Source organism: Stenotrophomonas sp. GD03877 (assembly GCF_029840555.1).
Classification (GTDB): Bacteria; Pseudomonadota; Gammaproteobacteria; order Xanthomonadales; family Xanthomonadaceae; genus Stenotrophomonas; species Stenotrophomonas geniculata.
In genome coordinates, this window is sequence record NZ_JAOCCT010000050.1 from 16,549 (window position 1) to 28,562 (window position 12,014).

Annotated in this window: 10 protein-coding genes; 9 read left to right on the forward strand and 1 reads right to left on the reverse strand. The window is 67.1% G+C overall.

Annotation, left to right across the window (positions count from 1 at the left end; genetic code table 11):
• From N5D20_RS23270 to N5D20_RS23300, 7 genes are all read left to right on the forward strand, one after another.
• Window positions 1-462 (forward strand): NUDIX hydrolase, encoded by a 462-nt coding sequence (locus N5D20_RS23270; RefSeq protein WP_049427056.1) that lies wholly within the window; start codon window positions 1-3, stop codon window positions 460-462.
• Window positions 459-1,601 carry a tRNA 2-thiouridine(34) synthase MnmA gene (gene mnmA, locus N5D20_RS23275; RefSeq protein WP_197578620.1) on the forward strand — a complete coding sequence of 381 codons (1,143 nt, stop codon included), beginning with the start codon at window positions 459-461 and terminating at the stop codon, window positions 1,599-1,601. Before N5D20_RS23270 ends, mnmA begins: the two co-directional genes overlap by 4 nt.
• Window positions 1,598-2,212, forward strand: a complete 615-nt coding sequence (gene hflD / locus N5D20_RS23280) for a high frequency lysogenization protein HflD (RefSeq protein ID WP_010485865.1) — start codon at window positions 1,598-1,600, stop codon at window positions 2,210-2,212. The genes mnmA and hflD overlap by 4 nt, the downstream gene beginning before the upstream one ends.
• 162 nt (window positions 2,213-2,374) lie before the next feature.
• Window positions 2,375-3,565, forward strand: a complete 1,191-nt coding sequence (locus tag N5D20_RS23285) for a methyl-accepting chemotaxis protein (protein WP_010485867.1) — start codon at window positions 2,375-2,377, stop codon at window positions 3,563-3,565.
• A 98-nt stretch (window positions 3,566-3,663) separates the two neighbouring features.
• Window positions 3,664-3,879: a hypothetical protein gene (locus N5D20_RS23290; protein WP_032966708.1), complete on the forward strand. Its 216-nt coding sequence runs from the start codon at window positions 3,664-3,666 to the stop codon at window positions 3,877-3,879.
• 113 nt (window positions 3,880-3,992) lie between these two features.
• Complete coding sequence (locus N5D20_RS23295; protein WP_019337427.1) at window positions 3,993-4,457, forward strand: hypothetical protein; 465 nt, start codon at window positions 3,993-3,995, stop codon at window positions 4,455-4,457.
• Window positions 4,458-4,588: 131 nt separating this feature from the next.
• Window positions 4,589-5,095, forward strand: coding sequence for a hypothetical protein (locus tag N5D20_RS23300; protein WP_197578619.1), 507 nt, complete (start codon window positions 4,589-4,591; stop codon window positions 5,093-5,095).
• Window positions 5,096-5,236: 141 nt separating this feature from the next.
• Here N5D20_RS23300 and N5D20_RS23305 read toward each other — a convergent pair whose 3' ends face one another.
• Window positions 5,237-7,996: an EAL domain-containing protein gene (locus tag N5D20_RS23305; protein ID WP_197578618.1), complete on the reverse strand. Its 2,760-nt coding sequence runs from the start codon at window positions 7,994-7,996 to the stop codon at window positions 5,237-5,239.
• Window positions 7,997-8,127: 131 nt separating this feature from the next.
• On the opposite strand from N5D20_RS23305, the gene N5D20_RS23310 reads away from it, so the two are divergent.
• Both N5D20_RS23310 and N5D20_RS23315 read left to right on the forward strand, forming a co-directional pair.
• On the forward strand, window positions 8,128-10,230 hold the full coding sequence (locus tag N5D20_RS23310) for a PAS domain-containing sensor histidine kinase (protein WP_197578617.1): 2,103 nt from the start codon (window positions 8,128-8,130) through the stop codon (window positions 10,228-10,230).
• A gap of 4 nt (window positions 10,231-10,234) precedes the next feature.
• Entirely contained in the window at window positions 10,235-12,007 is a 1,773-nt protein-coding gene (locus N5D20_RS23315; RefSeq protein ID WP_197578616.1) for an EAL domain-containing protein, read from the forward strand.
• Window positions 12,008-12,014: the final 7 nt, after the last annotated feature.

The following is a 12,014-nucleotide window of genomic DNA, read 5'->3' on the forward strand; positions in this document are numbered from 1 at the left end:
TTGAACGCTACGCCGGACCCGCGCTGGGCACCGCACGCCACCGTCGCCACCGTGGTGGTCGACGGCGGCCGCGTGTTGCTGGTTGAAGAGACCATCGACGGCCGCCAGGTGCTGAACCAGCCGGCCGGCCACCTCGAGCCGGGCGAAAGCCTGGCCGAGGCAGCCCTGCGCGAGACCCGCGAGGAAACCGGCTGGACGGTGCAGCTGACCCACTTCATCGGCTGCTACCAGTGGACGGCCGGCGACGGCACCACCTTCCTGCGCTTCTGCTACGCGGCGCGCCCGGTCTCGCACGACCCGGCGCAGCCACTGGACACCGGCATCGACCGCGCACTCTGGCTGACCCCGGCCGAACTGCAGGCCGCCGGCGAGCGCCAGCGCAGCCCGCTGGTCTGGCAGGTGGTGGCTGATTACCTGGGTGGCCAGCGCCATCCACTTTCCTTGGTCCGGGAGGTCGCATGAGCACTCCGCGCGTGATGGTGGGCGTCTCTGGTGGCGTCGACTCTTCGGTCGCCGCCTGGCGCCTGGTACAGCAGGGTGAGGCCGTGGCCGGCCTGTTCATGCAGAACTGGGCCGACGATGGCAGTGGCGACTGCCGCGCCGAGGACGACCGCCGCGATGCGGTGGCGGTGTGCGGCCTGCTCGGCATTCCGTTCCACTTCCGCGATTTCTCCAGCGAGTACTGGCAGGGCGTGTTCGAGCACTTCCTGGCCGAGTACGCGGCCGGGCGTACCCCGAACCCGGACGTGCTGTGCAACCGCGAAGTGAAGTTCAAGCATTTCCTGGATGCCGCCCGCGAGCTGGGCGCCGAGCGCATCGCCACCGGCCACTATGCACGAGTCGCCCAGCGCGGCCACCAGTGGCTGCTGCTGCGCGGCGCCGACCGTTCCAAGGACCAGAGCTACTTCCTGCACCAGCTGGGCCAGGAACAGCTGTCGGCGACCCTGTTCCCGATCGGCGACCTGGAAAAGACCGACCTGCGGCGGATCGCGCGTGACGTCAGCCTGCCGACCCACGCCAAGAAGGATTCCACCGGCATCTGCTTCATCGGCGAGCGCGACTTCCGCGAGTTCCTCGGCCGCTACCTGCCGGCCAAGCCCGGCCAGATCCTCGACCCGGCCGATGGCAGCGTCATCGCCGAACATCCGGGCGTGTTCTATTTCACCCTGGGCCAGCGCGAGGGCCTGAACATCGGCGGCGTGCGCGGCCGTCCCGCGGCGCCGTGGTACGTGGTCGGCAAGGACGTGGCCAGCAACGTGCTGTACGTGGACCAGGACCGCGACAGCAAGTGGATGCTGTCCGACCGCCTGCGCTCGGAGACCGCGCACTGGATTGCCGGCGCGCCCCCGGCCCGCCGCTTTGAGTGCACGGCACAGACCCGCTACCGCCAGCCCGATGAGCCGTGTACGGTCGAGGTGCTGGACGACGGCAGCGTGCTGGTCACCTTCGCGCGCCCGCAACGCGCCGTTACCCCCGGTCAATCGCTGGTGCTGTATGACGGTGAGGTGTGCCTGGGTGGCGCGGTGATCGCCGCCACCGATGCGCCGCTGGAGCAGCGCCTGCGCACCACCCCTTCCCCTTTTGAGGTAATCGCTGCATGAGTTTCACTGTCGACGACCGCGTCCTGGCCCTGGCCGGCATTGCCCAGGCCCTGCAGCAGGTACGCCGCATCGCCGATACCGGCCACTCCGACGCCGCCGCCGTGCGCACCGCCGTGGACAGCGTGTTCCGTGTCGATGCGTCCTCGCCGCAGGAGGTGTTTGGAGATCGCCATGCACTGAAGGCCGGCCTGCGCCTGCTGCACAATTACTTCCGCAGCCAGGGCCAGGACCCGATCCTGCCCAAGCTGGCCCTGTCGGTGCTGCAGCTGGAGCGCCGCTTCGTGCAGGACGGCGCCACCGTGAACAAGGTCGCCTCGGGCATCGAGCGCGCCCAGCGCCAGGCCACCGAGCTGGGCGACAGCGGCCATCCGGACGTGCTGGCCAATCTCGGCGGCCTGTACGCCGACACCATCAGCCACCTGAAGCCGCGGGTGATGGTGCAGGGCAACCCGCACTATCTGGGCCAGGCCGGCGTGGTCGCCGAGATCCGTGCTCTGCTGCTGGCGGCGGTGCGCTCGGCGGTGCTGTGGCGCCAGCTGGGCGGCAGCTACTGGGACTTCCTGTTCAGCCGCAAGGCGATGATCGAGGCCGTGGACCGGCAGCTGGCCTGAGCCCGAGGGTCGGATCCCTTTCCGGCACGGAAAGGGCTCTGACCATGAAGCCGCCAAGGCGCCGGAAAACCGGCGCATTCAGAATGCACTTCCGGGCACATCGACGTTAAAGAGAAAGGGGGTACGGCCGATACATCCTCCGTGCACCTCCCGAGAACGTCCATGTACTCACGCATTTTCATCCGTCTGGCCGCCCCCCTGGCTCTGACCCTGCTGCTCCCCTTCGCCATCGGTTTCGAATGGCCGGCCGCCCTGCGCTGGGCGATCCTGACCACGATGACGCTGAGCTGGCTCGGCTTTGCGTGGTGGACCACCCGCGCCCAGGCGCACCGTTCCCCGGAACATGCCCGTGTCCTGCGTGAGCAGGACCAGCTGCTGACCGAACTGCGCAACTTCGTCGGCAACGAGATCGACGGTTCGCGCGGCGAAGTGGAACGTGCCCGTGACCTGATCCGCCAGGCCGTCTCCAGCCTTGGTGGCAGCTTCGATGCCATGAACCGCAAGTCGCGCCAGCAGAGCCAGGCCCTGTCGCGCATCGTCGATCGCGCCGGGGATGAAGGCAATGCCGGCCTCGACGTTGCCCGTTTCGCCCAGCACGCCAGCCACCGCATGGAACAGCTGGTCGAAGCGCTGGAGCAGGTGAGCGGCCAGAGCAGCACCACCGTGCAGCACATCGACCAGATGGCGCAGCACCTGGATGGCATCTTCGCGCTGCTGGAAGACGTCAAGTCGATCGCCGACCAGACCAACCTGCTGGCGCTGAACGCTGCCATTGAAGCGGCGCGTGCCGGTGAAGCCGGTCGTGGCTTCGCCGTGGTGGCCGACGAGGTCCGCAACCTGTCCGAGCGCTCGACCACCTTCAACGAGCAGATCCGCAAGCTGGCGCACAGCTCCAAGGACGCCATTGCCAAGGTGCGCGAGACGGTCTCGCACATGGCGTCGCGTGACATGGATCGCTCCCGTGAAGCGCGCCAGGAAGCGGCCGCGATGCTCGACAACGTGGCCCAGATCAATGCCTCGCTGGGCGATGGCATGCGCGAAGTCTCCGAGTGCGCCCGTTCGATTGATGGCAGCGTGGCCGAAGCCGTGCGCGCCCTGCAGTTCGAAGACATCGCCACCCAGGCGCTGGGCGGCGTGCACACCCACCTGGACCGCCTGACCGCGATCAACCGCGAAGCAGTCGCCCTGCAGGAACTGCTGCACCGCAACGGCGGCGTGTTCGACGAAGAGATCGCCACCGCACTGCAGCGCACCGGCAGCCGCCTGCGCGAACTGCGCAGCGAATGGGAACGCCCGCCGCACAAGCCGGTTGCCCAGCAGAGCATGGGCGCCGGCACCGTCGAGCTGTTCTGACCCTGATGTCCGCTGCCCTCGCCGGCAGCCCGCAAGGCCCCGGTTCCTCCGGGGCCTTTGCCTGTGACCCGCCGTTGGATGCATCCTGTACGCGCACCATGACCCTGATCCGTGCCCTGCCCTCCCTCACCGATACCGAGCGCCCGCGCAACGCGAGCGTGCGTGAGCAGCTGCAACAGCTGGAGGATGTGGCACGCGAGGAGATCCGCGAGCTGCAGCAGCTGGCCGATGCGCGGCCGGCGCCGTCCCGCGCGGACGAGGCGCTGCTGGGGCTGGCGTGGGACCTGGGGCTGGATGGGGAAGCGCTGAAGTAGATCCACGCCATGCGTGGATGAAATGGCAGCGGCCACCCACCATTTCAGATTTGTTGCATGGTCTGAATCACCGGCTCCGGGCACACTCATCGCTCTCCCTCCTTGACAGCGTCATGGCATTCAATCCGGAAGAAGCGCAAGAAGCCTTCGAACAGTTTCTGATCATCATGGACGATCAGATTGAATGGCTGATCGAGCAGGCGCAGCAGCGCGGCGTCGACCTAGACGGTAGCCTGGAGAGCCTTGATCGCCTCGAAACCCTGTACACGTTGATGGCCGCAACGTTATCGAAGGACGAGCAGGCTGCCTTGAGAGTTGTGTTTGCACGATATCTTGGGGAAACCGTGTGTCAGCATCACGGCGGCAAATGGACTCTCCCACTGGATGATCCCAAGGACATCAGTTTCAACATGCCGGTTATCGTGGGGCATTCATCCTGCCCGTGGCTGGAGTTCAATCCCATCCACACGATGCGAGCCTATTCACTTCGGCCCAAGCCCGGAATGATCCAAAGCGTCGTTGCGCACAGTGTTGCTCCACGGATTCTGGATCTTAGCGATCTGGTGGAAGAGGACTAACGCCAAGAGGCTGCTTGAGTCGCTGGGCGGCCCCACCCGCATGGTGGCTCGGACCGCCTGCCATCCACGCATGGCGTGGATCTACTGTCCGGGCAGTGGCATGATCCACCGATCCCGATCATGGAAGACCGATGGCCATCGCCCTGATCGCACTCCTGCTGATCGAGACCGTCCTTCTGATGGCCTGGGTGGCCGGTTATTTCAGCTGGGGCATCACCGTGTTCAACGAACGCATCGCGGCGTCACCGGCCATGCAGGCCCGGCTCTCGCTGGGCAGCCTGGAACGTGACCTGCCGCGGGACAAGTGGCTGCGACTGGCCTTCCATGCGCTGCCTGACGGCAGCATGGCGTTCCGCGAGAGCTTCGCGCCGAGCTTCGGCCTGCGCTACTTCCCCGTGATGCGCGGTCGCATCGTACTCAACACGCGACGGCACGAGGTGCGGGTGATCGGACTGTGTAGCTGGTTCGTGGCCATCCTGTCGCTGTTGCTGTCGCCGCTGGTGGTGATGCGCCCGATGGTGGCGCCCATGCTGCTGGTGCTGCCGCTGTTCCTGGCCAGCCATCTGGTCCAGAAGCGGCGCTATGCGGCCATCGTCGAAGCGCTGCGCATGCAGTTGAAGTCGGAGTTTCCAAGGTAGATCCACGCCGTGCGTGGATGATCGCGCGTCCAGGCATCAGTGCCGACCAACGGTCGGCACCCACCAAAGCGGATTGCGGTAGACCCACGCCATGCGAGGATAGACACAGCAGCCAAGGTCAGTTCCAACCAGTGCAGCTGATCAGCGCACCAGCACTGCTTCGCCGCTGGCGTCGGTACGCAGCGAAACCGGCTGTGGCTGGCGCAGCCATTGCGCCAGGTCACGCGGGCTGAGCGGGCGCGAGTACAGGTAGCCCTGGATCTCGTCGCAGCCCTGGCGGCGCAACATGTCTTCTTCCTGGTGCGTTTCCACGCCCTCGGCCACCACCTTCATGCCCAACGCGTGACCCAGGTGCACGATGGCCTGGGTTACTTCGGCCGTGCCCGAATCGTGCAGCATGCCCTGCACGAAACTGCGGTCGATCTTCAGGCGGCCCACCGGGAAGCGGTTGAGATAATTGAGGTTGGAGAAGCCGGTGCCGAAGTCATCCACCGCCAGCGGCACGCCGTGCCGTTCCAGCACATCGAAACAGTGGCGCAGGATGTCGGTGTCACGGATCAGTGCCGACTCGGTCAGTTCCAGTTCCAGCCGCTGCGGTGGCCAACCATGGGCGTGGCAGATCTCGATTACGCGCTCGGCGAAACCACGGTCACGCAGCTGCACCGCGGAGACATTCACCGCGATGCGGTCGAAGCGCAGGCCGGCGCGGTCCCAGGCGGTGGCCTGGCGGCAGGCTTCATTCAGTACCCAGTCGCCGATGCGCACGATCTCACCGCACTTCTCGGCAATCGGAATGAACTCGGCCGGGCTGCAGTAGCCGATCCCGGGCCGGTGCCAGCGCAGCAGCGCCTCGATTGCAGGTGGCTCGCCGTGGTGGGTATGTAGCAGCGGCTGGTAGGCCAGGCTGAACTCTTCGCGCTCGATGGCGCCGTGCAGGGCGTGCTCAAGCTCCAGCTTGCGCTGGATGCGGGCCAGCGCGTCCTGACTGTAGTACTGGTAGGTATTGCGCCCGGCTTCCTTGGCCGCGTACATCGCGGCGTCGGCAGCACGCAGCAGGGAATCAAAGTCGGTCTGCGCATCGCCCAGCATCGCGATGCCGACGCTGGCGCCGACCTTCAACGTGGTCTCGCCACGGCGCAGCGGCTCGGCCAACGAGGCGATCAGCTTGCGCGCCACGTGGCCGGCGTCTTCCGGCTCGGCCAGGTCGCGCAGCACCACGATGAACTCGTCGCCACTGAAGCGGCCGAACAGGTCGTTGTTGCGCAGGTTCTGGTGCAGGCGGGTGGCCGCCGCCTTCAGCAGCGCATCGCCGGTGGCGTGGCCGAAGCTGTCGTTGATGGTCTTGAAACCGTCCAGATCGATGAACAGCATCGCCAGCGAGGTGCCACGGTCGCGCGCTTCCTCGATGGCTTCTGCCGTCTGTTCGCCGAGCAGCACGCGATTGGGCAGGCCGGTGAGCAGATCGTAGTGGGCCAGCAGCTCGATGCGCTCGTTGGCCTCGCGCTCGCGGGTGATGTCACGGAACAGCACCACGAAGCGCGGCGGCAGGCCATCACGGCGGTCCAGCTCGATCAGCACCTGCACCCACACGCGCAGGCCGGACTGACGGTAGAAGCACAGGTCCAGCTGTTCGGGTAGTCCCCCGCCGGCAATGCGGACCAATGCGGCGTCGAAGGCATTGCGCGAATCTTCGGTGTACAGCGCCAGCGCCTGGTCGAGGGTGATCGGCTCCTTGCGCAGGCCGTGGATGCGGTAGCACTCCTCGGTCCACTGCATGTGCCGGGTCTGCACCTCGATCTCGCAGCCACCGATGCGACCCAGCGCGGAAACACGGTTGAGCAGTTCGGTGCGCCAGCGGATCAGTGCATCGGTCTGGTGCTGCTCGGTGATGTTCTGCACCTGGCCGAGCAGGCGCTTGGGCTGGCCATCCATGTCCAGCAGCGGCTGCATCCACAGCCGCAGGTGCTGCGACGGTTCGTGGCCGCGGGTCAGTTCCAGTTCGATGTTGGCGGCCCGGCCATCACGCCACAGACGCCGCCATGCTGCGCGCAATGCACCCCGCGAGCGCGGATGCAGCTGCTTCAGCCAGCGGCGCTGGCCGGGCGCGCTGCCCTGCTCCAGCGCCAGCATCGAGCGCAGCTCCGGCGACCACCAGAAATGACCGCTGTTGGGGTCGAACGACCAGCTGCCCATGCTGGCGATGCGCTGGGCCTCGCTCAGGTGCAGCTGCTGTTCCTGAAGCAGCCCTTCCAGCTGCTTCTGTTGTTCGATATCGGTATGCGTGCCGACCATGCGCAGCGGCTGGCCATCGGCGGTGCGCGCGACCACGCGCCCGCGGTCCAGTACCCAACGCCACTGGCCATCGGCCTGGCGGAAGCGGAACTGTGCGCTGTACTGCTCGCTCAAGCCACGCAGATGCTCGTCCAGTGCGACCCGCACCTGGGCGATATCCTCGCTGTGCACGCGGGCCAGGATCTCGGTGGCGGTTTCGTCACCCAGCGCCGGGGTGCGCACCACACGGTCGCTGGGAATGTCCCAGTCCCACAGGCTGTGCCCGGCACTGTCCAGCGCCAGCTCCCAGCGCCCACCGCCGCCAAGCGGCACCGGTTCGGGAATGCTCAGCGTGAAGGCCAGCAGATTGCCGGCGCCATCGTGCACGGCCCGCAGGTGGCCGTCGTAGTGCCCGTGCGGGCCACCCGGCAGCGTGCAGGCCACGATGCCGCCATCGGCGGCCATCAGGCGCAGATCTTCCAGCATCGGCGCATACGCAGCCACGGTAGCCGGCAAGCCGTGCTCGCGCGCAGCCGGATTGGCCGCCAGCGGGCGGCCCGTGCGGTCGACGATGACCAGCGCCGACGCAAGCGGGTGCTGCAGCAGGCTGGCGATGATCCCTTGGTCCACGCGATCTTGCTCCGGATGACACGCCCGTCAGCGGGGCACGCAGTGGTTAACGGCGCCTGCGGCGGATAATTGAGTGGTCTGGGCGCACCTGCGCGGTAAGATGGCCGGCGCCCCTTTCTTCCGCCCTGTCCATGCCCGCAGAACCGACCGGCAACGCCCCAGTTCCCGACCCGCGGATGTCGCAGGCGCTGAGCCGCGACCGGCGCCGGGTGGTGCTGAGCTACCTGGCGATGGCGCTGGCCTGGATGATCTCCACCGACAGTGCGGTGCAGGCACTGGTGCCTGACCCGCAGCAGGCGGCCTTGTGGCAGGGCCTGAAGGGCTCGTTCTTCGCCCTTGCCAGTGCGGGCCTGCTGTATCTGCTGCTGCGCCCGCTGGCCGAGCACGTGCTGCACACCCATGCACGCCAGCAGGCCTCGGAGCTGCGCCTGCGGCAGATGTTCGAAGGCAACCCCGGCCCGATCCTGGTCTATAACCTCGATACGCTGGCGATCCTCGATGCCAATCCGGCGGCCTGCACCGCCTTCGGCTGGGACCGTGACGAACTGCTGGAGCAGACCATCGACGCGTTGTGGCCGCCAGGCCAGGACCAGGCACTGCAGACCAAGCTGGAGGCGATCCGCGAGGCACCGGAGGAACTGTGCATCCTGCGTACCCAGCTGCAGCTGCGTGACGGCTCGCTGCGGCAGATGGAGCTGCGCTCCAACGCCATCAGCTACGACGGCCACAACGCCCGCTTGTTGATTGCCATCGACCGCACTGCGGAGGATCTGGCGCAACTGCGCCGCGACCAGGCGCTGGCCCGGGTGGAAGAAGCCCACGAGCTGGCCCGCATCGGCGCCTGGGAGCTGGACCCGTCCACCGGGCTCGGCCGTTATTCCAACCAGGTCTACCGCCTGCTGGGCCGCCGCCCGCCCGAGGCCCGGCGCTGGCATCGCTTCGACGAACTGCTGGTGCCGGCCGATCCGGCCACCGCTACCCAGACCGAACAGCTGCTGGCCGAACTCTGCTCCGGCGATCCCGTGCACGTGGACGTGCTGCTGCCGCTGTTGTCGATGGATGGCCGCGCCTTGATGGTGCATCTGCGTGCTGCCAGCGGCATCGACGAGGCCGGCCGCAATCGCGTGCTGGGCACGCTGCAGGACGTGACCGAGCGCGAGCAGTCGCGACGCCTGCTGCGCGAGCGTGAGGAGCAGTTCCGCGAGCTGGTACGGGTACTGCCCGATGGCGTGGTGATCCTCTCCGAAGAACACGTGTTGTACGCCAATGCCTGGGCCGCCAGCCTGTTCGGCTATGGCAGCCACACCCTGCTGGGCGAGCCGCTGTCGGCACTGGTGGACAACGCCGATCTGTCCCGCGTGCGTAGCCAGCTGCGTGCAGGCCAGCCCCATCTGGGGCCCGGTCACAGCAGCGTGGTGGCGATGCAGCGCGCTGATGGCCGCAGCTTCCATGCCGGCCTGGCGGTAGGTGAAGTGCGTTATGGCGGACGCGACTGCAAGTTGCTGATCGTGCGCGACCTGAGCGATTCCGAGCGCACCCGCAGTGCGTTGGAAACCAGCAACCGTGAACTGCAGGCGATGGCCGGCCGGCTGTTCTCGCTGCAGGAGGATGAACGCCGCGCGATCTCGCGCGATCTGCACGACGACATCGGCCAGGCGATCACGGCGATCAAGTTGTCCGCCTACGCAGCACAGGACGAAGATGATCCGCAGCGCCGCGCCGAGGATCTGGCACAGATCGTCAGTCTGGCCGATACCACGGTGGCCAAGCTGCGCGACATCTCTACCCTGCTGCGCCCGCCGCAGCTCGACGCGCTGGGCCTGGAAGCAGCCTTGAGCTGGCAGGCACGGGTACTGTTCCGTTCGTCGCCGGTGGAACTGCTGGCCGAGATCGAGCCCCTGCCGCACCGTCCCGACAACAGCATCGAGCAGGCCTGCTTCCGTATCGCGCAGGAAAGCCTGACCAACGTATTGCGCCACGCCCGTGCCAGCCAGGTGCAGCTGCAGCTGCGCGATGTCGGCCAGCGCGGCCTGCACCTGCAGATCCGCGACGACGGCGAGGGTTTCGACCCCGATGGTCCGCGCGGGCTGGGCCTGATCGTGATGCGTGAGCGCGCGCAGAGCGTCGGTGGCCACGTGCGGATCGAATCCGCGCACGGCGAAGGCACGCTGATCGACGTCCACCTCCCCTACCAGGCGGCCAGCATGGCCGCCGTTGAGTCACCGGAATACTGAGCCTATGTGGAATCCCAACCAGCCCCCGGTCAGCATCGATGATGCGCCTGACCGCCTAGGCGCCGGCAACCCCGAGCTGCAGGTAATGGTCGCCGAGGCGGCCTCGGGCGGCACCGCACTGATGCTGATGCATGTCGACATCGACCACTTCGCCTCGGTCAACGAAAACATGAGCGCCGAGGTGGGTGACCAGGCCCTGGTGCTGGTGGCGCAGCGGTTGCAGTCCTACCTGCGCGGGCGCGGCAAGCTGTGGCGCCACGGCAGCGATGAGTTCCTGATCGCCGTGCCACGCACCGCCGACGTGCCGCTGCCGGAGGACTTTGCCGAGGAGATCCGGCAGCAGATGGAGCTGCCACTATCGGTGCTGCCGTACACGTTGTTCATGACCGGCAAGCTGGGCGTGAGCCTGTGCCCGGACCATGCCAGCAGCACCTCGCGCCTGCTCGATCATGCCGAGGATGCGCTGTACCAGGCGGCCCGCGAAGGCGGCAACGCGGTGCGCATCCACGCCGTGGACACGCCGCCGAGCGCGCACAGCGAGAGCATCATCGCCCGCCAGATCGTGGACGCCATTCCCAATGGCGAGCTGAAACTGCGTTACCAGCCGCTGGTCAGCGCCCGCGATGGCCACGTGGTCGGCATGGAGGCGCTGCTGCGCTGGCAGTCGCCGACGCTGGGCATGCTGGTGCCGGAGCGCTTCATGCGCACCGCCGAACGGCTGGGCATCATCGTGCAGATCGGCACCTGGGTGCTGGAGGGCGCGCTGAAGCAGGCCCGCCTGTGGCGCGACCAGGGCTTCGACGACTTCACCATCGCCGTGAACGTCTCCACCCTGCAGTTGCTGCGGCCCAACTTCTTCGCAGAAGTCATGGGCCTGATCCAGGCGGCGGGCGTGCCGGCGCAGATGCTGACGCTGGAGATCAACGAAAGCGCGCTGACCAACAACGTCAACTTCGTGCACGAGACGCTGGCCAACCTGCGCAACGAAGGCATCAGCCTGAGCCTGGACAATTTCGGCACCGGCGATTCCAGCCTGAGTGCGCTGGTGCGCTACCCGGTGGACAAGCTGAAGATCGACCGCAGCTTCATCAAGAGTGCGCCGGCCGGTAACCGCGAAGCGGCCATCGCCCGCGCGATCATCGCCATGGGCCACCAGCTGGGCATGACCGTGATCGCCAACGGCGTGGAATCGCAGGCGCAACTGGGCTTCCTGCGCCGCAACGACTGCGACGTTTTCCAGGGCTACCTGTTCGGCGAACCGATGTCGGCCGATGCCGCCGGCATGACCCTGCGCCGCCGCTACCTGCGCCCGGAGGCCTTTGCCGAGACCCGTCCCGACCGCACGCTGCTGTTGCTGGACGACGAGGAGAACGTGCTGCGCTCGCTGGTGCGCCTGTTCCGTCGCGATGGCTACCGCATCCTGGCGGCCGGCAACGTGCGCGATGCGTTCGACCTGCTGGCGATCAACGACGTGCAGGTGATCCTGTCCGACCAGCGCATGAGTGACATGAGCGGCACCGAGTTCCTGGGCCGGGTGAAGATGCTGTACCCGGACACGATCCGCCTGGTGCTGTCCGGTTACACCGATCTGAACACCGTGACCGACGCGATCAACCGCGGTGCGATCTATCGCTTCCTGACCAAGCCGTGGAACGATGACGAGCTGCGCAAGCACATCCACCAGGCGTTCCGCACCTATGAGGAGCAACGCCGCAGCAACGCCGGTCCGGCGCCGGTGGAGAGCGGAGATGGCGGTGAGGATCGTCCGCTGCGGTGACCCACAT